Annotated in this window: 20 protein-coding genes, 1 other RNA gene and 1 pseudogene; 4 read left to right on the forward strand and 18 right to left on the reverse strand. The window is 64.6% G+C overall.

The window, feature by feature from the left end; all coding sequences use genetic code 11:
* The first annotated feature begins 12 nt into the window (after positions 1–12).
* A non-coding RNA gene (ssrS, locus tag OGR47_RS12670) (6S RNA) lies at positions 13–167 on the forward strand.
* Positions 168–198: 31 nt separating this feature from the next.
* Positions 199–786: a 5-formyltetrahydrofolate cyclo-ligase gene (locus OGR47_RS12675; RefSeq protein ID WP_165051929.1), complete on the forward strand. Its 588-nt coding sequence runs from the start codon at positions 199–201 to the stop codon at positions 784–786.
* A gap of 102 nt (positions 787–888) precedes the next feature.
* Here the strand turns inward: OGR47_RS12675 and OGR47_RS12680 are convergent, their stop codons facing one another.
* Both OGR47_RS12680 and cobT read right to left on the reverse strand, forming a co-directional pair.
* Positions 889–1824, reverse strand: coding sequence for a LysM peptidoglycan-binding domain-containing protein (locus tag OGR47_RS12680; RefSeq protein WP_165051932.1), 936 nt, complete (start codon positions 1822–1824; stop codon positions 889–891).
* A 66-nt stretch (positions 1825–1890) separates the two neighbouring features.
* Complete coding sequence (gene cobT / locus OGR47_RS12685; protein ID WP_165052047.1) at positions 1891–2913, reverse strand: nicotinate-nucleotide--dimethylbenzimidazole phosphoribosyltransferase; 1023 nt, start codon at positions 2911–2913, stop codon at positions 1891–1893.
* Between the two features lie 122 nt (positions 2914–3035).
* On the opposite strand from cobT, the pseudogene OGR47_RS12690 reads away from it, so the two are divergent.
* Positions 3036–4366 (forward strand): annotated as a pseudogene (locus OGR47_RS12690) (AmpG family muropeptide MFS transporter).
* A gap of 16 nt (positions 4367–4382) precedes the next feature.
* Here the strand turns inward: OGR47_RS12690 and OGR47_RS12695 are convergent.
* The 16 genes from OGR47_RS12695 to OGR47_RS12770 all read right to left on the reverse strand — a co-directional run bounded on the left by OGR47_RS12695 (position 4383) and on the right by OGR47_RS12770 (position 22774).
* A complete protein-coding gene (locus OGR47_RS12695; RefSeq protein WP_165051934.1) occupies positions 4383–5810 on the reverse strand; it encodes a cryptochrome/photolyase family protein in 1428 nt (475 codons plus the stop codon).
* A 10-nt stretch (positions 5811–5820) separates the two neighbouring features.
* Positions 5821–7266: an amino acid permease gene (locus OGR47_RS12700; RefSeq protein WP_165051937.1), complete on the reverse strand. Its 1446-nt coding sequence runs from the start codon at positions 7264–7266 to the stop codon at positions 5821–5823.
* Positions 7267–7392: 126 nt separating this feature from the next.
* Positions 7393–8538, reverse strand: a complete 1146-nt coding sequence (gene lpxB, locus OGR47_RS12705) for a lipid-A-disaccharide synthase (RefSeq protein ID WP_165051939.1) — start codon at positions 8536–8538, stop codon at positions 7393–7395.
* Entirely contained in the window at positions 8535–9341 is an 807-nt protein-coding gene (lpxA, locus tag OGR47_RS12710) for an acyl-ACP--UDP-N-acetylglucosamine O-acyltransferase (RefSeq protein ID WP_165051941.1), read from the reverse strand. The genes lpxB and lpxA overlap by 4 nt, the downstream gene beginning before the upstream one ends.
* A 22-nt stretch (positions 9342–9363) precedes the next feature.
* Positions 9364–9828: a 3-hydroxyacyl-ACP dehydratase FabZ gene (gene fabZ, locus OGR47_RS12715; protein WP_165051943.1), complete on the reverse strand. Its 465-nt coding sequence runs from the start codon at positions 9826–9828 to the stop codon at positions 9364–9366.
* A gap of 50 nt (positions 9829–9878) precedes the next feature.
* Positions 9879–10940 carry a UDP-3-O-(3-hydroxymyristoyl)glucosamine N-acyltransferase gene (lpxD, locus tag OGR47_RS12720; RefSeq protein WP_165051946.1) on the reverse strand — a complete coding sequence of 354 codons (1062 nt, stop codon included), beginning with the start codon at positions 10938–10940 and terminating at the stop codon, positions 9879–9881.
* Between the two features lie 83 nt (positions 10941–11023).
* Positions 11024–13519 carry an outer membrane protein assembly factor BamA gene (gene bamA, locus OGR47_RS12725; RefSeq protein ID WP_165052049.1) on the reverse strand — a complete coding sequence of 832 codons (2496 nt, stop codon included), beginning with the start codon at positions 13517–13519 and terminating at the stop codon, positions 11024–11026.
* Between the two features lie 293 nt (positions 13520–13812).
* A complete protein-coding gene (locus OGR47_RS12730; protein WP_206527443.1) occupies positions 13813–14952 on the reverse strand; it encodes a M50 family metallopeptidase in 1140 nt (379 codons plus the stop codon).
* Positions 14953–15029: 77 nt separating this feature from the next.
* A complete protein-coding gene (dxr, locus tag OGR47_RS12735; RefSeq protein WP_165051950.1) occupies positions 15030–16262 on the reverse strand; it encodes a 1-deoxy-D-xylulose-5-phosphate reductoisomerase in 1233 nt (410 codons plus the stop codon).
* Positions 16263–16269: 7 nt separating this feature from the next.
* Positions 16270–17118: a phosphatidate cytidylyltransferase gene (locus OGR47_RS12740; RefSeq protein WP_165051953.1), complete on the reverse strand. Its 849-nt coding sequence runs from the start codon at positions 17116–17118 to the stop codon at positions 16270–16272.
* Positions 17115–17891, reverse strand: a complete 777-nt coding sequence (locus OGR47_RS12745) for an isoprenyl transferase (RefSeq protein WP_165051955.1) — start codon at positions 17889–17891, stop codon at positions 17115–17117. Before OGR47_RS12745 ends, OGR47_RS12740 begins: the two co-directional genes overlap by 4 nt.
* A 79-nt stretch (positions 17892–17970) precedes the next feature.
* Positions 17971–18531, reverse strand: a complete 561-nt coding sequence (gene frr, locus OGR47_RS12750; protein WP_165051958.1) for a ribosome recycling factor — start codon at positions 18529–18531, stop codon at positions 17971–17973.
* Positions 18532–18685: 154 nt separating this feature from the next.
* The gene (gene pyrH / locus OGR47_RS12755) at positions 18686–19411 is read right to left on the reverse strand and encodes a UMP kinase (protein ID WP_165051961.1); all 726 of its coding nucleotides are present in this window, start codon (positions 19409–19411) and stop codon (positions 18686–18688) included.
* 86 nt (positions 19412–19497) lie between these two features.
* Entirely contained in the window at positions 19498–20394 is an 897-nt protein-coding gene (locus tag OGR47_RS12760; protein WP_246729686.1) for an SDR family oxidoreductase, read from the reverse strand.
* 301 nt (positions 20395–20695) lie between these two features.
* Positions 20696–21622 (reverse strand): translation elongation factor Ts, encoded by a 927-nt coding sequence (gene tsf, locus OGR47_RS12765; RefSeq protein WP_165051965.1) that lies wholly within the window; start codon positions 21620–21622, stop codon positions 20696–20698.
* Between the two features lie 135 nt (positions 21623–21757).
* Complete coding sequence (locus OGR47_RS12770) at positions 21758–22774, reverse strand: 30S ribosomal protein S2 (RefSeq protein ID WP_165051968.1); 1017 nt, start codon at positions 22772–22774, stop codon at positions 21758–21760.
* 426 nt (positions 22775–23200) lie between these two features.
* Here OGR47_RS12770 and OGR47_RS12775 point away from each other — a divergent pair, with 426 nt between their 5' ends.
* Positions 23201–23395 carry a hypothetical protein gene (locus OGR47_RS12775; protein ID WP_165051970.1) on the forward strand — a complete coding sequence of 65 codons (195 nt, stop codon included), beginning with the start codon at positions 23201–23203 and terminating at the stop codon, positions 23393–23395.
* Positions 23396–23424: the final 29 nt, after the last annotated feature.

Here is a 23424-nt window from a genome sequence, read left to right on the forward strand (position 1 = left end):
TAAGTTGTGAAAGCGGCGCTGCGGGGTGCGTGCAGGACTATTATTCCCCGGGGCCTTATCGATCCTTAAGGGAGCTGTCCCTGGCCTTGCCCGTGGGCTTGGCCACACGGCGCCCACCTACGTTGTAGGTTCCCGGGATCGATGTCCCACGGCTCACGTGGCCCGCGCTTTCACTCTCGCTTTCCCGGCCCCTTCTCAATGACCGACGTGAAGACAGAATTGCGCCGGCGCTCGCTGGCGCGCCGCGACCTCGTGACTCACGAGGAAGCCCATGACGCCGCCCTGTCGGTCGCCCGCCGCGGCGTCTCGCTCGTCGAAGAGCTGTCAGCGAAATCCGGGCTCCAAACGCCCGTCGTCTCGGTCTATTGGCCGATTCGCAGCGAGCTCAACACCTGGCCGCTGATCGAAGCCCTCTCTCAAAAGGGCTATCGGGTCGTGCTGCCGGTGATGCACAAGGTGCGGCATCCGCTTGTATTTCGGGATTTCTCGCCCGGCGACGATCTCGTGAAAGGACCCTTCGGCCTCTCCGAGCCTGCCGAAGACAAGCCGGCGCGCGATCCAGACGTCATTTTCTCGCCGCTCGCAGCCTTCGACCGCAAGGGCTTCCGCCTCGGCTATGGCGGCGGAATTTACGACGCGACGCTCGCGCAGCTGCGCCCGAGGAAGGCTGTGAGCGTCGTTGGCCTCGCCTATTCCTGCCAGGAGGCCGACCATGTGCCGACCGAACCGCACGACGAGCGTCTCGATTATCTGATGACCGAGCGGGAATTGGTCATTCCAGCCTAAAGCCCTCGCCCGTCATTGCGAGCGAAGCGAAGCAATCCAGGGCCGCCACACGGCTCTGGATTGCTTCGTCGCTTTCGCTCCTCGCAATGACGGATAGTGGCCTCACCGCTTCGCTGGCGGCTCAGGCAGTTTGATCACCTGCCCTGCCTTGAGCTTTGCGCTCGGCTTGATTCCCGGGTTTGCGTCGGTGAGCGCGTGCAGCTTGTCCGTCTTTCCATAGAGCTTCTTGGCGATCGTCTTCAGTGTCTCGCCCGCCTTGGCGGTGTAGGTCGGCTCTGGCGCGGCCGGCGTTTCGGCCGGAGCGGCGTCGGGCGGAGTCGTCGCCTCGGGCGCCTGAGCCATCTCGCCGGGCTTGGACTCCTCGGAGGTCGCCGGCGCCTCCGCGGTCCGCTCGGGGGGCGCCGCCGTCTCGGAACTCTCGGACGGCTCAATGGCCGGCTGCTCGACAGCCGCCTGCTCTTCCGGCGCCGGGGCGACCGGCGCTTTGCCCGTGCCCATGGCGAAGACATAGGCCAGCGCCGCCGCAGCGCCCGCGAGAGCCAATTCCCGCGCGCCACGCACGCGCTTCGGGGGGAATAGCGGCGGGCGGCTATCCTTGGGGCCTCCGCCCGCCGTCGCGGCCGTCTCCTCGCGGCCCTTGAGCCAGCTGAAGACCTCGAGCAGGAAGTAGAGCAGCAACAGCGCGGCGAGCGGCGGCTTCCAATAGCTTCCCGGAGCGAAAATATAGGTCATCGCCGCCTGCTCGATCAGCAGGCCGATCCAGGGGATCTCCTCGCCCTTGCCGCGGCGCAGAAGCGCCACGCCGGCGACGGCGACGAAAAGCGCCGCAAAGACCGCCAGCAGGGCCTCGCGCGGGATGAAGTTCCAGCCTAGGGCCTTTGTACCGAAGAGATAAAGCAGACCCGCCGCGGTCGCGGCATAGACGCCGTGCAACAGCCGGCGTCGCGTCGCAAGCTGGGTCAGATGCGCGAGAAGCGCAGCCGCGACAATCGCCATAAAGGCGAGGGAGACATTTGCGGACAGAAGGTCCGGATTCATTGGGCGACGGGCTCCTATTTCACTGCCAAGCTGCGCACGTGTATGTGACAACAGTTTGTAAGCAGCCTATCCGTCCTTGCCGCTTACCCCGGCGCTTTCGAAGGTGGCCATGTCGCGATGGCAGGCAAGCGCCGTCTTGATGATGGCGATCGCAAGTCCGGCCCCAGATCCCTCGCCGAGCCGCATCGCCAGATCGAGCAACGGTTTTTTGCCCATCCGCGCCAAAACCTCGCGATGTCCGCCCTCGGGCGAAACATGGCCGGCGACGCAATGGGCGACGGCGTCCGGCGTCATGGCGTGAAGCAAGGCGGCGGCGGCGCAAACGACATAACCGTCGAGCACCACAGGCACATTATTGAGCCGCGCCGCGGTGATTGCGCCCATCATCGCCGCGATCTCGCGTCCGCCGAGGCGGCGCAAGATTTCCAACGGATCGGAGAGATGTGGCCCGTGCAGGGTCAGCGCCGCGTCGATCGCCGCATTCTTGCGCGCGAGGCCCTCTTCGTCGACCCCCGTGCCGCGCCCGGTCCAGCGCGAGGCAGGCCCGCCGTAGAGCGCCGCATAAATGGCGGCCGCGCTCGTCGTATTGCCGATGCCCATCTCGCCGGGCGCGAGCAGGTCGATCCCGCCCTCTATGGCTTCGAAACCATAGGCGAAAGTCGCCGCCGCCTCGCGCTCGTCCATGGCGGGCGCCTCAGTGAAATCCTGCGTCGGCCGCTCCAACGCCAGCTCATAGACCTTCAGGCCGATGTCATGCGCCTTGCAGATTTGATTGATCGCGGCGCCGCCGCTCATGAAATTCTGCACCATCTGCGCGGTGACGCTCGCTGGAAAGGCCGAGACCCCCTGCGCCACGACGCCATGATTGCCCGCATAGACGGCGACGAGCGGTCGCGCGATTGCGGGCTCGGCGACGCCCTGCCAGGCCGCGAGCCATTCGACGATTTCCTCGAGCCGGCCAAGCGCGCCTGGCGGCTTGGTGAGCTGCGCGTCGTGCGCCCGCACGGCGGCGACGGCCGCTTCGCTCGGCGCCGGAAGATTGGCGAAGAGCATGCGGATTTCTTCAAAGGGACGGATGTCGTGAGCCATGCGCGGGGTGTAGCGCCTCGAGAGGGAAATGGCGAGTTGAGAAAGCGCCTTCTCCAGATGACGCATTGACGCCGCGCCATCGCACTCCCTAATGGCGCGCGAACCATCGCAGAGGCTACGCCGTGCACGACATCGCTGCGCCCCACGACAAGACGTCCTTCCTCACGCATTTCAACAATGATCCCCGTCGCATCGGCGCGGCGATCATGCTCGGCTTCTCGACTGGCCTGCCCTTTCTTCTGGTCTATAGCACGCAATCCGCCTGGCTCTACGACGCCAAAGTGCCGATCGAGACCATCGGGCTCCTGAGCGAAATGACGCTCGCCTATAAGTTCAAATGGCTCTGGGCGCCTTTTCTCGACGAATATGACGCCCCGATCTTTTCCAGGCTGCTCGGGCGCCGGCGCGGCTGGGTCCTCGTCTCGCAAATTGCCGTCATCATCGCGCTGATCGGCGTCGCCTATGGCGATCCGGGAAGCTAGCTTGCCTGGACGGTTTTCTTTTCCTTCGCACTGGGCGTCGCCGGCGCGACGCAGGATATTACCGTCGACGGCTGGCGCATCACCGTTGCGCCGAAGGAAAAGCTGGCCTTCATGACTTCGGTCGCAGAAATGGGCTATCGCGTCGGCACGCTCGTCGCCGGCGCCGGCGCGCTTTATCTCGCCAATTTCTACGGCTGGCGGGCGGCCTATCTCGGCATGGCCGGGGTGATGACGCTCGGACTCGTCGCGACCTTCCTCGCGCCCGAGCCGCCTTCGGATATCGAGCCGCATCGCGCGCGGCCCAGCTTTGCTTTCACCGTCACCGAGCCGATCAAGGAGCTGTGGCGCCGGCTCGGGCCGATGGCGCTGGCGATCCTTCTGCTGGTCGCGGGCTTCCGCATGCCGGGCTATGTCTCCACCGCCATGGCCATGCCGCTGTTCAAGAGCCTGCATTTTTCGGAGGCCGACATCGCCACGGTCACCAAGGTTTTCGGCTTCTGGATCGCGCTCGGCGGGACGATTCTCGCCGGCCTCGTCGTGCGCAGGTTCGGCATGTTGAAGAGCCTCGTGATCGGCACGATCGCCGGCTCGGCCTCACATCTGTCCCTGGCGTGGCTCGCGGCGCATGGCCACGATTTCACCGATTTCGCGCTCGCCGTGGGCGTCGAGGGCTTCGCCTACGCCTTCGCGCAGGTGGTACTCATTATCTACATGTCGTCGCTCGTCTCGACGGAATTTGCGACGAGCCAATTGCGCTGCTCACCTCGCTTTGCGCCCTGCCCGGCAGCCTGCTGGCGGGAACGTCCGGCTTCATCATCAAGCACACCGGCTTCGAGACGTTCTTCGTTGGAACGTCGCTGATGGGGCTTCCGGTCGCCATCCTCGCCTGGTGGGTATGGCGCAAGCAGGAGCAGCTCGGAGAAGGCGCTCTGACGGAGACATCGGCGGAAAGAACCGCCGAGACGGACTGATAATTATGGCCTGCCCTTATGCACTATCGGCACTGCTAGCCCGCATCTCTTCAAAGGCGGCGAGCGCGCGCGCTGCGGCGTGATCCACGATGGGACGCGGGTAGGTCTCTCCCAATGTCACGCCCGCGGCCGCGAGCACATGCGCCGGCGCCTCCCACGGCCGGTGAATCCACCGCGATTCGAGCCCCGCCAGCTCGGGGACAAAGCGGCGCACATAAACGCCTTCGGGATCGAATTTCGCGCCCTGCAAAACCGGATTGAACACGCGGAAATAAGGCGCGGCGTCGGCGCCGCATCCAGCGATCCATTGCCAGTTTCCACTATTGTTGGCGAGGTCGGCGTCGACAAGCGTGTCCCAGAACCAGCGCGCGCCTTCCTGCCAGGGAAGCAGAAGATGCTTCACGAGAAAGCTCGCGGCCACCATGCGCGCGCGATTGTACATGAAGCCGGTGAGCCACAACTCGCGCATGGCGGCGTCGACGAGTGGGTAACCTGTGCGGCCCCTGCGCCAGGCTTCGAGCGCGGATGGATCGTCGCGCCAGGGAAAATCGTCGAAACGCCGATCGAGCGCGCGCTCAGGCATCTCCGGGTAAGAGACGAGCAGATGATGAAAGAACTCGCGCCAACCGAGCTCGCGTAAATAAGGCAGGCCCGCTTCGCCCGCCGACTGCATGATCTCCGCCCAGACGCGGCGCGGCGAGATTTCGCCAAAATGCAGATGCGGCGAGAGGCGCGACGCGCCCTGCCCCGCGATGTCGTCGCGCGCGAGCTTGTAATCCAGAGCGTGATTCTTCGCGAAAGCTGAGAGACATGCGCGAGCGCTCGCTTCACCGGGCCTCCAAGCGTCGCGCAGGCCCCGCGCCCAGTCAGGCTTTTTGGGCAAAAGGCCCCATTCGTCCAATGTATCGCTCGCCGGCGCCGGAGCCGCGTCGAGCTTTGCCGGTGCCGGCGAGGGAGCTTGCGGCCCTCCCGCAGCGAGACAAGCGCGCCAGAAGGGCGAGAAAACCTTGAAGGTCTCGCCCTGCCTATTGCGCATATGAGCGGGCTCGAAGAGCAGCGAGCCGTTGAAGCTCTCGACCGTAAGGCCGCGCCCACGCAGACTCGTCTTTATCTCATTGTCGCGTCGCATGGCCCAGGGTTCGTAAAGCCTGTTCCAATAGGCGGCGCATGTGCCCGTCTCAGCGATCACCTCTTCCAGCGCGAATTCCGCGCGGCCGCGCCGCAGGACCAACGGAACGCCGTGCTGCGCGAGATCATCAGCGAGCGAGGAGAGCGAATGGTGAAGCCACCAACGGCTCGCGTCGCCCATGCGCCACTGGCCGGCGCTGTCGTCGTCGAGCACATAAAGCGCAATGAGCGGCGCGCCAGAGCGCGCGGCCGTCATCAAGGCAGGATTGTCGTCGAGGCGAAGATCGTTGCGAAACCAGACGATCGCCGGCGCCATTGCGCCTCCTTTATCGCCGCGCGTGCGTGATCCCGTAGAAGGCGTAGATGGCGAGGCCGATGCCGGTCCAGACCAAGAGCCGCAGCCAGGTATCGAGCGGCAGAGCCACCATGAGCGCGATGCAGGACAAGATGCCCAGTATCGGCATCACCGGAATGCCGGGCGCCCGGAAGGGTCGGCGCAAATCCGGATGGGTCTTTCGCAGTTCGAGGACGGCGAAACAGACCAGCGCGAATGCGGCCAGCGTGCCGATGCTCACCATCTCTCCCAATATATCGATCGGAAACAGGCCGGCTGCGAGCGCGACAGTGACGCCGACAAGGATCTGGCTCGCCGCCGGCGTGCGATAGCGGCGATGGAGCTTTGCGAAGAACGCCGGCAGCAGGCCGTCGTGAGCCATGGTGAAGAATACGCGCGTCTGGCCATAGAGCAGCGCAAGAATGGCGGTGGTCAGCCCGGCGAGCGCGCCGAATTTCACGACCCAGGCAAGCCAGGCGACGCCCGTGCGATCCATCACAAGCGCCATCGGATCCGGCACGCCGAGATCCTTGTAGTTCACGACGCCCGTCGCCACAGCCGCGACCGCCACATAAAGCACCGAGCAGATGATAAGAGAGCCGATGATGCCGATCGGAATGTCGCGTTGCGGCGTATGCGCTTCCTGAGCCGCCGTCGAGACGGAGTCGAAACCGACATAGGCAAAGAAAACGACCGAGGCGCCGCGCGCCACGCCGCTCCATCCATAGACGCCGAACTCGCCGCTGTTCTGAGGAATGAGGGGCGACCAATTGGAGACATCGACATGCGCCGCGCCAACGGCGATCACCATCAGCACGACGGTGACCTTGATAGCGACGATCACATTGTTGAATTGCGACGACTCGCTCGTGCCGCGCACGAGTAGCATGGTCAAAAGAAGGACAATTCCTGCCGCGGGAAGATTGAAAAGCCCATGCACGGCGGGATCGCTCGGGGCAGCAAAATAGGCCGTGGTATATTGTGGCGGAACGCTGATCCCCAACCCATGCAGCACGCGGTTGAAATAGCCCGCCCAGCCGACAGCGACGGTCGCGGCGCCGGCGGCATATTCCAGCACGAGATTCCAGCCGATGATCCAGGCGAAAATCTCGCCCAACGTCACATAAGTATAGGTGTAGGCGCTGCCGCAGACCGGCAGAAGCGCAGCAAGCTCGGCGTAGCAGAAGGCGACGAAGGCGCAAGCAATCCCTGAGAGCGCGAAGGAGACCATGACGCCCGGCCCGGCGTAATTAGCCGCCGCCGTGCCAGTCAGCACGAAAATGCCCGCGCCGATGATGCCGCCGATGCCGAGCGCCATTAGCGACGCCCAGCCGAGCGCCCGCTTCAGCCCGTCGCCTTCCTTCTCGGCGTCATGCGCCGCGAGGATCGCAACCACGGATTTGCGCGTGAGATAGACCTTCCGCTCGACCTCGGACAATGCGCAGCCCTTTCGCAAATGCGCGGCATCCACTTGGCCGCTCGGGAGTTTGCGCCGATTATGGTTGCGGCGCCGTAAGATACAAGCGAAAATGCCCCGTTTCGCCTATGCGCCGCCGCACAGCGCTCAAGGGCGCCTTGCGCCGGCATATTCGAGGACAATCTCAGCTGCCCGCGCGCTCGGGCGCACGCCTGCTTCGGTAAGATGCGCGCGCACGCGCTCAAAAGCTGCCAATTGCGACGCGCGCGGCGCGCTTTCAGCAAGGAGCGGCGCAAGCGCCTCGGCCAGAGCGCGCGGCGTCGCGGCCTCCTGCAAAAATTCGGGAACCGCGTTCTCCCCGATCACAAGATTTGGCAGCACGATGGAATGCGCCTTCACGAGAAAGCGCAGATAGGATTCGAGCTGCGAAACGCGATAGGCGACAACCATGGGCGTTTGCGCCAGCGCGAGCTCCAGCGTGGCGACGCCGGAGGTCACGAGCGCGGCTCGCGCCTTTCTGAATGCAGCGAATTTCTCGGCCTGCGAAATAAGGCGCGGCACGATCGGCCAGCCGCGTAGCGCCTCCCGCAACGGCGCCTCCATATGCGGCGCGACGGGGATCGCAACATCAAGATGGGGGTGGTCGCACATGAGCAGTTCCAACGTCCGCCCATAAAGCGGCGTCATGCGCGCAATTTCAGCAAGCCGCGAGCCTGGTAAAACGAGGAGAAGCGGCGCGCGAGACGGCCCGCTCTCGCCCTCGGGCGTGAGCTCGCCGAGCGCTTCGACGAGCGGATGGCCGACATAGACGCAGCGCGGACCGCCGAGCTTCGCATGCGCCTGGGGCTCGAAGGGCAGCAGGGCGAGCACGCAATCGACATAGTCGCGCATTTTCCGGGCGCGGCCGGGGCGCCAGGCCCAGACCGTAGGGCTCACATAATCGACGATGGGCAGATCAGGCCGCGCCTGTCGCACCCGGCGCGCGACGCGGTGGGTGAAGTCGGGCGCATCGATGATCACCAGACAAGCCGGTTCGGCGGCGAGAACGGCGCGCGCCGTCTCGTCGATGCGCGCGAGTATTTTGGGGAGGCGCGCCAAGGGGGACAGAAGCCCCATGACGGCAATGTCGGTGATGGGGAAAAGCGAAGCGAGCCCTTCGCTGGACATCGCCTTACCGCCGACGCCGATGAATTCGACGTCCGGCCATCTTTCGCGCAAGGCGCGCATCAAGGCTGCGCCCAGCGCGTCGCCGGACGTTTCGCCGGCGATCAGGAAAATGCGCGGGGCCCTCACGCGCGCTCGACGCGCTGACGCGGCGCGCAGAGGGGACGTTGCGAGCTCGCGCGCAGGAAGGCGACGATTTCCCCGACGTCGTCGCTGACCGCATAGGCTGTGGCCACCTCGTCCACGCGTTCGCTCAAAGTTCCGAGCGTGTCGTCGCCTGCAAAAAGCCGTCGATAGACTTGCCGTAGCTGGGCGATGCGCTCCGCCGAAAAGCCGCGCCGGCGCAATCCGACGACATTCACGCCGAAGAGATGCGCGCGGTTGCCGCTCGCAAGCCCAAAGGGGATAACGTCGCCCTCGACGCCCGCAAGGCCGCCCACAAATGCATGCGCGCCGATGCGCACATTTTGGTGCACCGCCGTTCCGCCGCCGATGGACGCGTGATCGCCGACAGTGACATGGCCGCCAAGCAGCGCCTGATTGGCGAGGATGACGCCGTCGCCGAGGCGGCAATCATGCGCGACATGCGAATAGGCAAGAAATGCGCAGCCCGCTCCAATCCGCGTGCCGGCTCCGACGCCGGAGTTGATAGTGACGCCCTCGCGAATGATGCAATCATCGCCGATCGAAAGATCGCCTTCGGCAAGCGCCGCCTTGAGATCCTGAGACGGCGCGCCGAGCGAGACGAATGGAAAGACCCGCGCGCGGGCGCCGATCTTCGTGCGCCCTGCCACAGCGACGTGTGATTGCAGCACCGCGCCGGCGCCGATCTCGACTCCGGCCGCGATGTGACAAAAAGGACCGATGACAACGTCATCGTGCAAGCGCGCGCCCGATTCCAGGATGGCCGTCGGATGGATGATCGCCGTCATGGCGGTGCGCGCAAGCCTTATGTCAGACGCCCATCATGGCGCTGATCTGGGCCTCGCAGACGAGCACGCCATCGACCAGCGCTCTGCCCTGATACCACCAGATGTTGCGCTTTTGCGCGGTCTTGGTCATGTGGAATTCGACGCGGTCGCCGGGTGTCACCGGCTTGCGGAATTTGGCTGCGTCGATCGTCATGAAATAGACGAGCTTGGGTCGCTCGCCCTGCGCATTCGCGCGCATGACGATGACGCCTGCCGTTTGCGCCATGGCTTCGATGAGAAGAACGCCAGGCATGACGGGCCGTTCGGGGAAGTGCCCCGTGAATTGCGGCTCGTTGATCGTGACATTCTTGATGCCGACGCAAGACTCGTCGCCGCGAATATCCACGATGCGGTCAACGAGCAAAAACGGATAGCGATGGGGCAGGCTGCGCATGATTTCGAGAATGTCTGCGCTCTCGAGCGTCGCGCCGGCTTCCGTCCCTGACATAGTTTCCTTCCCCCTGATGACCGAGCGTCTGTCGCGCTCCTCGGGGTCTTTTATAACGGCTTCTCGGGCTTGTCGCGTCGCGCCTGCTTATCGAGCAGCGCTTCCGCTCGAAGGAAACGCCGAAGCGGCCGCGCGGGGGCGCCGCCGAAGCGCGCTCCCGGCGGCACGTCGCGCGCCACGCCGGATTTTGCCGCAATGGCGGCGCCCTCCCCGATGGTGATGTGGCCGGCGAGCGCGGATTGGCCGCCAAGCACCACATAATCGCCGATCTCGCAGGAGCCGGCGATCCCCGTCTGCGCGGCAATGGCGCAGAATCGACCGATGACGACATTGTGGGCGATCTGGACGAGATTATCGATCTTGGCGCCCTCGCCCACGATCGTGTCGCGCGTCGCGCCGCGGTCGATCGTCGTATTGGCGCCGATCTCGACGTCATCCTGGATGATGACGCGGCCGAGCTGCGGAGTCTTGAGCCAGCCCTTTTCTCCCCGCGCAAAGCCAAAACCGTCCTGCCCGAGACGGGCCCCCGGATGGATGATGACGCGGTCGCCGATAAGCGAGCAAATGATGCTGACTTGCGCGCCAATGGCGCAATCACGGCCAATGCGCACGTCGGGGCCGATCACGACCTGCGGACCGATGATGGACCCCGCGCCAATCTCGGCGCCCGGCCCGATGATCGCGCCGGGATCGACGGTCACGCCAGCCTCCAACCGCGCCTCGGGATGAATGATCGAGCTCGGGGAAACGCCGCTTGCGCGGAAAAGCGACTCCGGCCGCAAGGCCTGCGGAAAGAGCTTAGACGCTGCGAGAGTCATGGCGCGCTGGGGATCTTGGACGACAAGCCCGCTGATACGCTTCGGCAGGAGATGCGCGTCCCGTGCGCGAATAAAACAAGCCGTCGCGCGGCAAGCGGCAAGCGCATCGGCGTAGCGAGGCGAAGCGAAGAAGCAAAGATCGCCAAAATGACCCGCGGCGAGCGGCGCGACCCCGGTGATGAGCGCCGGCGGCGCTTCCAAGCCTTCCGCTTCCGCGATGGTCGCGCCGGTCAGCTCGGCAATTTCGGGGATCGTATAAGGACGCGAGAGATGGAAAAAGGCCGCAACGCTCATGTGCGCAGCCTGCCAGACTTCGGCGGCGCAAGATACAAAAAAGCGCGCCGGGCGGATGCCGCCCGGCGCGCTCTTGGGACGATTTAGAAGTTCGTGCCGCCGGAGAAGCGGAAGTTCTGCGTGATGTCGCTGTTCGCCTTCGAGGTAATGACCGCATAGTCGAAGCGGATCGGTCCCATCGGCGAATTCCACAGCACCGAGGCGCCGACCGACGAGCGAAGGCGGAACGCATTCGAGTTCGGCACCACGCAAGTTCCCTGGCCGAAACCCGCCGCCGGCGTATAGGCCGCCAGACAGGTCACGCCCGGAATGGTCGGAAGATTGTTGCTGTAGTTGGTGCGGCCGTCGAAGCTCCAAAGGCTGCCAGCGTCGGCGAAGAGCGCGCCCCTGAGGCCCAGATCCTTCGGAAGACCCCAAAGCGGGAACTGCACTTCGAGCGAGCCACCCACATATTCTGAGCCGCCGAGCGAGTTGCCGTAACGCGCATTGTACGTCGTGAAGATATTCGAGTCGCGGGGGCCTATGCCGCCCGGCGCGAAGCCGCGGACGAGGCTCGGACCAAGGTTGAAGTTGTCCTGAATGCGGGGCCGATAGCCGCCGAAGGGCAACAGATTACCGCCTTGCAGGCGCGCGATGCCGACCACGTCGTCGAGATAGGGAATCTCGTGGAAGTAGCGGACGTCGCCGGTCGTGCGGAGGTAGCGCGAGTAGCCTCCCAGCCCAGCCGCGTCCTGGCTCAAAGTCGCGAGCCAGCCGTTGTGCGGGTTCCGGAAGTCGTCGATCGTATTGTAGTTCAGCGAATAGCCGATCGACGACGTCACGATGGTGCCCTGCGATTCCTTGATCGCCAGCGACGCCTCGCCGTTCGATTGGCAGTTGTAGAAGAGGTTGGGATACCCCTGCCAGGACGGGAAGAAAGCCGAATAGCCGGGCGTGATCGCCGTGGGAACCGAGCAGTCGTTATAAGGCCGGGCGATCGTGTTCGGGATCGAGATCGTGGTCTGATAGATCGAATAGCGCGGCGAGAAGCTGAGCTCATCGGTGATCGGCACGCCGAGGCGTAGCGTGCCGCCGATCGAGGTCGAGGCGTAGATCGAGTAGTTATAGGCGTCCTGCCGGCGAGCGAAGACGTCGAAGCCCGCCGAGATACGCTGATCGAGGAAATAGGGTTCCGTGAAGCTGAAGTTCACGCCGCGCGCAATCTGGCCCGCCTGCACCGACAGACGAACGGCCTGACCGCGACCCATGAAGTTGCTCTCGGAAACCGAAACCTCGGCCAGGAAACCCTGGTTCGTCGAGTAGCCGCCGGAGACGCCGAAGTTGCCTGTCGGTTGATCCTCGACGTCGACGTTCAGGACCACGCGGTCAGGCGACGAGCCCGGCTCATTGGTGATCTTGACCTTCTTGAAGTAGCCAAGGCCGTTCAGGCGGCGTTCCGCACGATCGATCAGGACGCGGTTATAGGCGTCGCCCTCGCCGATATCGAACTCCCGGCGGATGACATAGTCGCGGGTGCGGGTGTTGCCGTGAATGTTGATTCGCTCGATGTAGACGCGCGGGCCTTCATCGAGAACGAAGCGGATCGCCACCGTCTGGGCGGCAGGATTACGCTCGCCGCGCGGACGCGCCTGCGTGAAGGCGTAGCCCTTCTTGGCGACTTCGCGGGTCAGCGCCTCGACCGTCTTCTCGACGGCGTCGCCGTTGTAAACATCGCCGGGCGAGAGCCGCAGCACGCCGTTCAGCGCATTGCCGTCAATATCGGGAAGATGCGATTCGACGCCGACGGAAGAGACCCGATACTGGGGACCTTCTTCGACCACGACGGTGATGACGTAACCCTGCTGCGCAGGATCATATTGCGCATCCGAGCTGACGACGCGGAAGTCGGCGTAGCCGTTCTTCAGGTAGAAGCGACGAACGAGTTCGAGGTCGGAAGCGATGCGATCGGGATCATAGACGTCGCTGGTCTTCAGGAAGGAGAGGAAATTCATCTCCGTCGTTTCCATCAGACCGACGAGGCGGCGCGTCGAATAGACATTATTGCCGACGAAGCGGATTTCCTTGACGCCGGTCTTGTCGCCCTCGACGATCGTGAACACGACGTCGATACGCCCATTCGGCAGCTCGACCGTGCGATAGGAAACCTTGGCGGCGGCGCGGCCGGCGCGGCGATAGATTTCGGTCAGGCGGGCGACATCGGCCTCCGCGATCTGCGGGCTGAAGGCTCCGCGGCCCTTGGTGCGCAATTCGGGCAGCAGGTTCTCGGTCTTGACCTTGCTATTGCCTTCGATGACCACGCGATTGACCTGATTGCCTTCGGTCACGCGGATGATAACAGTGCCGCCCTTGCGGCTCGCAGAAACAGTCGCAAAGCGCCCACTCTCACGAAGCGCCTCGAGTCCCTTCTCGACCTCTGCGGGGCTCGAGCCGGTGAAATAAGAGCGAATCGTCTCGGCGTCGGTGCGAGCGTTGCCCTGCACGACGATGTCCGCCGAAGCCGGCGCGGAAAACAGGAGAAGCACCGCAAGCGCGGCCATAAGCAGTGACGAAGATTTCCAAATGCCGCCAGTGGATTGCATGTAATGCTGGTCCTCGTCCGCAACTTCCGCCGCCCGGAGCGCGGCGAATGATAACCATTTGAGCAAGGCGAAACACGCCTTTCCGGGGTCCCGCCAAATCTTCTACAGGGTTTAACCACCCCTGCAAATCCAGAATGAAATCTGTTCGGGCATTTTGTCGAAGGCGTGACGTCAAAGCCACTATTCATGGCTAGCGGTAGGTTAACGGACCGCGAACGCGGTCAGTAAAAATGAAGAAACCGCGACTTGCGTCGCGGTTTCGCCACAGTCTCCCAGCCTCGCTCCGAGTCGCGTCAGGACGCCCCGCCGGCAAGCCGTTGGATAAGCCGCGCGATGTCATTGTAAGTCGAGAAGATCATCAACACCCCGACCATCGCGAGCCCGACTCGGAAGGCGAACTCCTGCGCGCGTTCGTTCAGCGCCTGGCCGCGGATGGCCTCGATCGAGAAGAACAGCAGATGGCCGCCGTCGAGCAAAGGAACCGGCGCCAGGTTCAGGAGGCCGATCGACACGGACAGGATAGCGATTAGATGGAGGAAGGGCGCCAGGCCGACCTTGGTCGCCGCCTGGGCCATTTGGCCGGAAATCTGCGCAATGCCGATCGGGCCCGAGAGCTGATCCGCGCTTTCTCGCCCGCTGACGAGGCCCCCGAGATAAGCGCCGGTGCGATAGACGATCTGCCAGGTCTCGGTGAGCGCCAGCTTGACCGAGTCGACCGGCCCATAGCGCTCTTCCCGGACGTCGCCCGGCGCGGTCGAAGCCTTGAGCCCGAGCATACCGATTCGCATCTTTCCAGCGGGGCTCTCGACCTGACGCCAGGCCGGCGTCGCCTCGACGGTCACGTCCTTGCCGGCGCGGCGCACCACGAAGACAAGCTTGGCGTCGGCGGAGACGGAAACGATTTCCTGCATTTTCGAGAAAGCGTCGATCGGCGTCCCGTCGATCGAGAGCACGAGGTCACCCGGCACGAAGCCGGCCGCGGCGCCCGCGCCGCCCTCGACGACCGAGCCGACGCGCGGCACCAGGATGGTGCGGCCGTAAAAGGCGAAAATGCCAGAGAAAATCGCGATGGCCAGGACGAAATTGGCAAAAGGCCCGGCGAAGACGATGGCCGACCGCTTCCAAACCGGCTGCGCCGTGAAGGTGACGGCGCGCTCAGCCGCCGGCATGGCCGCGACGGCGTCAGGGTCCGGAACGCTCGCCCCATTGGCGTCGCCATGGAATTTCACATAGCCACCCAAGGGGATCGCGGCGATACGCCAGCGCGTGCCATAGCGGTCCATTCTGGCCCAAAGCTCCGGACCGAAGCCAATCGAAAAGGCGTCGACCTGAACCCCGCACCAGCGGCCGATGATGAAGTGGCCAAACTCATGGAAGAAGACAACGATGCTCAGGATGAGCACGAAAGGGATGACGTAGGTTGCAAATGTCATCAACAGGTCCAGCACGGTCTTGCCTCCAACGCGTCACGCAGGCCAGAACCCGCGCCGCGTTGGGCTCGGGCTCTTGGTTACTGAAGCGTTAACATGCCTGAAGGCGCATCGACGGCCAAGACCGCCCGCGACCTTTCTCTGACAATATGGTCAACGGCGAGAGCTTCCTCCACATTCTCAGGCTCCCGAGCGTAGCCCTCGCGCAGCGCCGCGTCACAGGCCTCCGCGACGTGGCGGGAGATCCCCGAGAAAGGAATGCGGCTTTTCAGGAACGCCTCGACCGCGATCTCATTCGCCGCGTTGAGGACATTGGTTAAGCCGCCGCCATGCGCCAGGGCGTCGAGCGCGAGCCGGAGCGCCGGGAACCGCTCGAAGTCGGGCGCTTCGAACGTAAGGGTGGCGATTTTGGCGAAGTCGAGCCGATGCGCCGGCGTGGTCAGACGCTCCGGATAGGCCAGACAATGGGCGATCGGCACGCGCATATCCGGCGGCGCCATGCCGGCCGTGACCGAGCCGTCCGAGAAAGCGACGAGCCCGTGCACGATCGATTGCGGGTGAACGACGACCTCGAGCTTTTCCGCCGGCACGCCAAAAAGATGATGCGCCTCGATCAGTTCGAGGCCCTTGTTCATCAACCCCGCCGAGTCGACGGTGATCTTGGGGCCCATCGCCCAATTGGGATGGTTGAGCGCCTCCTCCACCGTCGCGCTGGCGATGCGCTCCCTGCTCCAGGTGCGGAACGGGCCGCCCGAGGCGGTGACGATCATGCGCTCGATGCGCGAGGGGTCCTCGCCGCCCAGCGCCTGGAAGATGGCGTTGTGCTCGCTGTCGACCGGGAGCAGCATCGCCTTCATCTTTTTGGCGGTGCGTATGAAAGGCGCGCCGGCGCAGACGAGACATTCCTTATTGGCGAGCGCGACGTCCCGGCCCAGAGACAGCGCGGCGTGCGTCGGCTCGACCCCCGCGGCGCCGACGATGGCCGACACGACGAGATCGGCGTCGCGCACGGCCGCCTCGATCACGGCGTCACGGCCCGCCGCGACCTGCGTGTTTGTGCCCGCGAGCGCGTCCTTCAGCTCCGCATAGGCGTTTTCGTCTCGAATCGCCGCGAATTCCGCCTTGGTTCGGCGGGCGATGTCGGCAAGCGCCTTGGCGTCGCGCCCCCCGGCGACGGCGGAAACCGAAAAACCCTCCGGTTCGCGTTCCAGGAGATCCACCGTCGAGCGGCCGACCGAGCCCGTCGCGCCAAGCAGGACGATCCGGCGCGGCGCCCGGGCGCCCCCGTTTGCATGTCCGTTCTTCAAACCCATGAGCGTTTCACCAGAAAAAGAGGTTGGCCGCCGCCGAGGGATCTCCCCGGACCAAGCCGATCGCCGCCGCGAAAACGCAGACGAAAATGAAACCGTCCAGACGATCCATCACGCCGCCATGACCGGGAATGAGCTGGCTCGAATCCTTGACGCCGAAGCGACGCTTCACGGAGGATTCGAACAGATCCCCCATTTGTGAAATGGCGGCCGCCGCCAATCCGACCAGAAAGACCTGAACGCTAGCAAGCGCCGGGCCGCCGCCGAGATAGGCTGTCACAAGGCCGAGCAAGGCGCCGCTGACGACGCCAGTAATCGTGCCCGACCAGGTTTTCCCCGCCGACACGCGTGGCCAAAGCTTGGGACCGCCGATCAGCCGCCCGCCGAAATAGGCGAAAACGTCGGTTCCCCAAACGATTGCGAAGAGGAAGGCGATCGCTAGAACGCCAAAGTCGAGCGAATCCCGCAGCCAGCAGACCGAAAAGGCCAGCGCCCCGGCGTAGACGACGCCTCCGGCCGCCCAGGCCCGCCGCGTCGGCCCGGCCAAAACGGCGGCGGTCGCCGCAAAAAAGAGGATGTCCAGAGCCGCCGCGCCCGCAAGCCCGTTCCGGCCGAGCGCCGCCGCCGCCGCCGCCGCCACGCCGCCGGCCACGACCCGCTCAACGCGGCGCTCGCCGCCAATCAGGCCCTGCCACTCCCAGTTCACGGCAAAAGCCGCTGCGAGCCAGAAGGCCGCAAAAACATTGCCCCCGAAATAGAGCGTGGCCACCGCGGCCGCGACAAGCACGACCGCGGAAGCGACGCGCGGCCCGAGATCGGCGAAGCCGCCGCTTTTTCCCGTCGTCTGTGGGCTGGTCATGACGCCGTCTTGGCGCTGCGCGGCGACTCGACCCGGCCAAACCGGCGCTCCCGATGGGCATATTCCTCCAGGGCGGCGACCATCGCCGCCTGGTCGAAATCGGGCCACAGGATCGGCAAGAACACGAATTCGGCGTAGGCCGCCTGCCACAAAAGGAAATTCGAGAGCCGCTGTTCGCCGGACGTGCGGATGATCAGGTCGGGATCCGGTATGTCGGCGGTGTCGAGGCGCGCGGAAATGGCGTCGGCGTCGATTTCATGCGGCGCAAGACGCCCCTCCGCCACCATCTCGGCGAGCGCGCGCGCCGCCGCCGCGATCTCCTGCCGCGCGCCGTAATTGAAAGCCACGACGAGCGTCAGCCCGGTATTGGCCGCGGTCACCTGCTCCGCCTCCTTGAGCAGGGCCAGGATTTCCGGCGCGAGATCCTCGCGCGCGCCGATGACGCGCACCCGCACGTTGTTTTCATGCAATTCGGAGAGGTCGTTGCGAATAAACCGATGCAGCAGGCCCAGCAGGCTCTGCACCTCTTCGCGCGGGCGCGACCAATTCTCGGCCGAAAAGGAATAGACCGTCAGATATGAGATGCGGAGCTCGATCGCGGCGCGCACGGCCCGACGAAGCGCCTCGACGCCACGGCGATGCCCCTCGAAGCGCGGCAGGCCGCGGGCCGCCGCCCAGCGACCATTGCCATCCATGATGAGCGCGACGTGGCGCGGGACAATTCTTATGTCGAGCGTGGTCGTCGCCATCTCCAAAAAATCGCCTTCCGCCATAATGTCGTTCCGAATCGCCGGCCGATCTTCGCAATGGAGGCAGGGATGCGCCGCCGCGCTCGCGTCTCCAATCTGACCCTCAGACCTGCATGATTTCCTTTTCCTTGGCGGCCAGGGCGGCGTCGATTTCCTTCACGGACTCGTCAGTCGCCTTCTGCACCTCGGTCTCGTGCCGTTTCCCATCGTCCTCTGGAATAGCGTGATCTTTCAATAACTTCTTCAGCATGTCGATGCCATCGCGCCGAACATGCCTCACCGAGACGCGGGCCTCTTCCGCATATTTGTGGGCGACCTTCACGAGCTCCTTGCGGCGCTGCTCATTGAGCTCCGGCATGCGGATGCGCAGGATCTGGCCCTCGACGGTCGGCTGCAGACCGAGATTTGCTTCGCGGATCGCCTTGTCGACAGCGATGACCAGCGCCTTGTCCCAGACCTGGACGGCGAGCATGCGCGGCTCCGGCACGCTGACAGTCGCCACCTGATTGAGCGGCGAAACCTGCCCATAGGCGTCGACATGCACCGGGTCGAGCAGGCTCGCGGCGGCGCGGCCCGTTCGCAGGCCGCCGAACTCATGTTTCAGAGTCGCAATCGCGCCCTGCATCCGGCGCTTCAAATCCGCGAGATCGAATTTATCCGTCATGATCTCCACAACCTGTCTTTCATCGCCAGCGGGCGCGAGGGCGCGTATCGGGCCGGCGCGGTATCTTAACTGGCCCGCGGGCGCCCGAGGTCCGCCATCGGAGCCCCTTATGGCATGTTTTTAGGCTTCACGCGCAAGTTAAAGACACGTGAGATTAGGGCGCGACGAGGGTCGAACGCCCGCCGCCGGCCAGCACCGAGGCGATAGCGCCGGGTTCGCCGATCGAAAAGACGATGATCGGAATTCGGTTTTCCCGCGCGAGCGCGAAGGCGGCCGTGTCCATCACCGCAAGATTTTGGGCGATCGCCTCGTCGTGGGTCAAGCGCTCATAACGCTTGGCGGCGGGATCGCGCTTGGGGTCGGCGGTATAGACGCCATCGACCTGGGTCGCCTTCAGCACCGCGTCGGCCGAGAGCTCGGCCGCGCGCAGCACGGCGCCCGTGTCGGTCGTGAAGAAGGGATTGCCGGTGCCGCCGGCCGCGATCATCACCCTCCCCTTGGCGAGATGATGCAGCGCCGCGCGGCGGGAGAAGGATTCGCAGAGCGAGGGCATCGGCACGGCGGAGAGGCAGCGGGCCGGACGCCCCTGCATCTCGATCGCCTGCTCGAGCGCCAGCCCATTCATGACGGTTGCGAGCATGCCGATCGAATCGGCGCGGGCGCGCTCGATGCCCGTATCGGCTCCCTTGATGCCACGGAAGAAATTGCCGCCGCCGACGACGACCGCGACCTCATGGCCATTCTCGGAGGCCGTGGCCAGGTCCTTGGCGATACGCTCCAGCGTCGTCGCATCTAGCCCGTAGGGCTGCGACCCCTGCAGCGCCTCGCCCGAAAGCTTCACGACCACGCGTTTATATCGCTTCGAGGCGTGATCGGACATGACGGGTCTCTCTGATTGGCTTGGGCGGGGGCGCGACTTAAATACGAATGGCGCGCTCTCGCCGCAAGTGACCCTTTAGAGAAACCTTACGGGCCAACCTCGCCGCCTGTCGCCCCGAACACCTGCCCCGTCGCGTAGCTCGATTCGGCCGAGGCGAGCAGAACGTAAAGCGGCGCAATCTCCACGGGCTGGCCGGGGCGCCCGAGCGGCGTGTCGCCGCCGAACTGGGTGAGATGCTCCTGCGTCTGTCCGCCCGTGGGCTGCAACGGCGTCCAGAAGGGGCCCGGCGCGACGGCGTTGACGCGGATGCCTTGCGCAGCGAGCTGCTTGGCCAGCGCCCAGGTGAAATTCAAAATGCCAGCCTTCGTCACTGCATAGTCGATGAGGTGCTGTGACGGCTGATAGGCGTTGATCGAGGTCGTGTTGATGATGGTCGAACCCGGCCGCATATGAGGAATGGCCGCTTTGGTGATCCAGAAAAGCGCATAGAGATTGGTGCGGAAGGTCCAGTCGAGATCGTCCGTGGTGATCTCCATGATCGATTCGTGCACATGCTGGCGGGCGGCGTTGTTGACCAGAATGTCGAGCCCGCCAAGTTCGTTCACGGCGTCGTCGACCAGGCGCTTGCAGAACATTTCGTCGCGAATATCACCGGGGATGGCCGCGGCCTTACAACCGGCGTCCTCGATCAACGCCATGACCTCCCGGGCGTCCTCCTCCTCTTCCGGAAGATAATTGATGGCGACATCAGCGCCCTCGCGCGCGAAGGCGATCGCCGCTGCGCGGCCAATGCCGGAATCGCCGCCCGTGAGCAGCGCCTTACGGCCCTTGAGCCTTCCCGACCCGCGATAGCTCTTCTCGCCGTGATCTGGCCGCGGATTCATCTTGCAAGCGAGGCCCGGCCAGGGCTGCGGCTGCTTCTCGAAAGGCGGCTTGGGGTAAAGCTCGCGGGGATTTTTGAGCCCGTCGGACTGCGTCTGCATCTCCGGCAGGGGGGCGGAGCTCTCTATGCCGGTTACCGAGATATTCTCCCGGATCGATTCCGTGATCGATTGTTCCTGCGCAGGCATTGAACCCTCCCGGCGCCCCGCCAGTGGGGCGAAACGCGGGGGGCGAGGGAATGTTTCAGATGTGGTTCGCTCGTGGCCGTCGAGCGCCTTCAGCCTCGAGGCGCCCAACAAAAAAGGCAGACGCAGTCTCCCGCGTCCACCCTCATCCGACCTTCGCTGACGCGAAGGCCACCTTCTCCCGCAGGCGGGAGAAGGAGAAATCCATTGCTTTGGCTCAGCCCTTCGCGGCAGCCGCGACTTCCGCGGCGAAATCGCTGGTCTGCTTCTCGATGCCTTCGCCGAGCGCATAGCGGACGAAGCCCTTGATGGCGATCGGCGCGCCGGCCTTGCCTTCGAGCTCCTTCACCGCCTGGGCGACAGTCTTGCCATTGTGCTCGGGGTGGTTCGAGGGCTGATCGAGCAGGCAGACTTCCTTGGCGTAAGTCTTGATGCCGGATTCGACGATCTTCGCCAGCACATTGTCGGGCTTGCCGGCGTTCTTCTCGCGCAGCAGATTGGCCTCGCGCTCGACAATCGCCGGGTCGAGGCCGGCTGCGTCCATCGCCTGCGGATTGGCCGAAGCGACATGCATGGCGATCTCGCGGGCGAGCTTGGCCAGCACTTCCTTGTCGCCGGTCGATTCCAGCGCGACGATCACCGCGATCTTGCCCTGGCCGTCGACAACCTGGCCGTGGACATAACGACCGACGACGCCGTCCGACACCGTCAGCGCGGCCGCACGGCGCAGCGTGAGGTTCTCGCCGATCGTGGCGATCGAGGACGTGATGTTCTCAGCAACCGTGCCGCCGCCCGGATAAGCCTCTCCGCCGAGCTCCGCGGCGTCGGTCTTGCCGGTGGCCAGCGCCACTTCGGCGATGTTCTTGACGAGCGTCTGGAAGTCGGCGTTGCGGGAAACGAAGTCGGTCTCGGAGTTCACCTCGACGACGACGCCCGTCTTGTCGCCGGTGAGCGCGGCGACAAGGCCCTCGGCCGCCACGCGGTCGGCCTTCTTAGCGGCCTTGGAGAGGCCCTTCTTGCGCAGCCAGTCGACAGCAGCCTCGAACTCGCCCTCGGTCGCGGTGAGCGCGGCCTTGCAATCCATCATGCCGGCGCCGGTGCTCTCACGCAGTTCCTTGACGAGGGCGGCGGTAATCGTGGCCATGGTCGAAATCCTTCTGTTGGGGCCGGCTGGAAGCCCGCGGCGACGGCTTCCCGGCTCTCGGGGGCTTTATGGCGACGGGCGCCGGCTCTGGATGAGCCGGCGCCCGAGGTAAAGACGAAAGATGACAGTCAGTCGTTAGGCGGCGAGAAGCGCGCGCGCCTGATCCACCCAGCCGTCGCGGGCGATGCGGCCGCTGAGCTTGAGATCGGCGTCGACCTTTTCGACGTCGGCCGGCGTCATCGCGGCGATCTGCCAGTAATGATAGATGCCGGCGTCGTTGAGCTTTTTGACAACCTGAGGGCCGACGCCATTCAGCTTGGCAAGATCGTCGGGCGCGCCGCGCGGCGCTGCGAGCAGCTCGAAGACCTCAGCCGACTCGTAAGCCTCGCCGCCTTCGGCGGCCGCCACGGCCGGCTCGACGGCCGGAGCCTCGGCTTCGCCGAGATCAACGCCCAGCGCGCCCTGGCTGCGGGAGATGCCGTCGATCGCGGCGCGGGCGATAAGGTCGCAGTAGAGCTGGATGGCGCGCCCGGCGTCGTCATTGGCCGGGATCGGATAGGTCACGCCGTCCGGATCGCAGTTGGTGTCGAGGATCGCCACCACCGGGATCTTCAGGCGGTTGGCCTCCTTGATCGCGAGCTGCTCCTTATTGGTGTCGATGACGAAGATCAGGTCGGGCGTGCCGCCCATATCCTTGATGCCGCCGAGCGCCTTTTCGAGCTTGTCGCGCTCGCGGGTGAGGAGCAGGCGCTCCTTCTTCGTCACGCCCTGGGCGCCGGCCGAGAGCATCTCGTCGAGCTTGCGCAGGCGGTTGATCGAACCCGAAATGGTCTTCCAGTTGGTCAGCGTGCCGCCGAGCCAGCGGGAGTTGATGTAGTATTGCGCGCTACGGCGGGCGGAGTCGGCGATCTGATCCTGCGCCTGGCGCTTGGTGCCGACGAAAAGCACGCGGCCGCCCTTGGCCACCGTGTCGGAGACAGTCTTCAGCGCCTGATGCAGCAGCGGAACGGTCTGGGCGAGATCGATGATGTGGATGTTATTGCGCACGCCGAAAATAAAGGGGGCCATCTTCGGGTTCCAGCGATGCGACTGGTGGCCGAAGTGAGCGCCCGCCTCGAGAAGGCCGCGCATGGTGAAATCAGGAAGCGCCATTTTACTTTTCTCCGGTTGAGCCTCGGCGAAAGCAAGGTGAAGAGGCCGGAAACCGGCCACCGGAAACGACGTCTTGGATCAGACGCCGCATAACCTTCGCCTGTGGGATGCGCGCGCTTATAGGGGAAGCGCCCGCAGGGAGCAATAGGAAACGCCGCAGAGTTTGCAAGGCGGTGCGGGCGCGCGAGTGAGAATAAGCTGCGGCGGCGTTCAAATGAGGCGTCTCGGAGAAGGTTCCACGCGCCGAAAATATTTTTTGTCCGCGACCAGTTGTCGCACATTAATACATTGATTTCATAGCGAAAATTCGTATTTTTTGCTCGGAAAATTACGCTCTTCGCGCAGATTGCCAAGCGGTTTGAATCGGGCTAGGGTTACCTCGATGCGGCAAGCATTCTGGTAAAAAAACAAACAGGGGGAAAACGCATGGCTGTCAACGTTCACAGCTCCGGCGACATCGGCAAGATGCTCATCTGGGTCGCCGCCTTCGTCGGCTTCGTCGTCGTCGCTCTCACGTGGGTTCCGGATTGGATCTCCCCCGAGGGCAGCAACGGCACGGGCAACAACCGCGAAGCTCTCGGCACCGCCGGCACCGGCGCTACCGCGCGCATGATTCAGTAATACCCCTGCTGAACGACTTGCCGGGGGTT

The sequence above is a fragment of the Methylocystis sp. MJC1 genome (genome assembly GCF_026427715.1).
GTDB lineage: Bacteria > Pseudomonadota > Alphaproteobacteria > Rhizobiales > Beijerinckiaceae > Methylocystis.

Bases quoted from the DNA above. Each gene is read 5' to 3' on its own strand.
- frr (WP_165051958.1), bottom strand. From the start codon at position 18,531: ATGACGGATAAATTCGATCTCGCGGATTTGAAGCGCCGGATGCAGGGC.
- lpxA (WP_165051941.1), bottom strand. From the start codon at position 9,341: ATGACGGCGATCATCCATCCGACGGCCATCCTGGAATCGGGCGCGCGC.
- dxr (WP_165051950.1), bottom strand. From the start codon at position 16,262: ATGGGTTTGAAGAACGGACATGCAAACGGGGGCGCCCGGGCGCCGCGC.
- lpxD (WP_165051946.1), bottom strand. From the start codon at position 10,940: ATGAGCGTTGCGGCCTTTTTCCATCTCTCGCGTCCTTATACGATCCCC.
- fabZ (WP_165051943.1), bottom strand. From the start codon at position 9,828: ATGTCAGGGACGGAAGCCGGCGCGACGCTCGAGAGCGCAGACATTCTC.
- cobT (WP_165052047.1), bottom strand. From the start codon at position 2,913: ATGGCTCACGACATCCGTCCCTTTGAAGAAATCCGCATGCTCTTCGCC.
- OGR47_RS12745 (WP_165051955.1), bottom strand. From the start codon at position 17,891: ATGGCGGAAGGCGATTTTTTGGAGATGGCGACGACCACGCTCGACATA.
- bamA (WP_165052049.1), bottom strand. From the start codon at position 13,519: ATGCAATCCACTGGCGGCATTTGGAAATCTTCGTCACTGCTTATGGCC.
- OGR47_RS12675 (WP_165051929.1), top strand. From the start codon at position 199: ATGACCGACGTGAAGACAGAATTGCGCCGGCGCTCGCTGGCGCGCCGC.
- OGR47_RS12740 (WP_165051953.1), bottom strand. From the start codon at position 17,118: ATGACCAGCCCACAGACGACGGGAAAAAGCGGCGGCTTCGCCGATCTC.
- OGR47_RS12680 (WP_165051932.1), bottom strand. From the start codon at position 1,824: ATGAATCCGGACCTTCTGTCCGCAAATGTCTCCCTCGCCTTTATGGCG.
- tsf (WP_165051965.1), bottom strand. From the start codon at position 21,622: ATGGCCACGATTACCGCCGCCCTCGTCAAGGAACTGCGTGAGAGCACC.
- OGR47_RS12760 (WP_246729686.1), bottom strand. From the start codon at position 20,394: ATGCAGACGCAGTCCGACGGGCTCAAAAATCCCCGCGAGCTTTACCCC.
- OGR47_RS12775 (WP_165051970.1), top strand. From the start codon at position 23,201: ATGGCTGTCAACGTTCACAGCTCCGGCGACATCGGCAAGATGCTCATC.
- OGR47_RS12695 (WP_165051934.1), bottom strand. From the start codon at position 5,810: ATGGCGCCGGCGATCGTCTGGTTTCGCAACGATCTTCGCCTCGACGAC.
- OGR47_RS12730 (WP_206527443.1), bottom strand. From the start codon at position 14,952: ATGACATTTGCAACCTACGTCATCCCTTTCGTGCTCATCCTGAGCATC.
- pyrH (WP_165051961.1), bottom strand. From the start codon at position 19,411: ATGTCCGATCACGCCTCGAAGCGATATAAACGCGTGGTCGTGAAGCTT.
- OGR47_RS12770 (WP_165051968.1), bottom strand. From the start codon at position 22,774: ATGGCGCTTCCTGATTTCACCATGCGCGGCCTTCTCGAGGCGGGCGCT.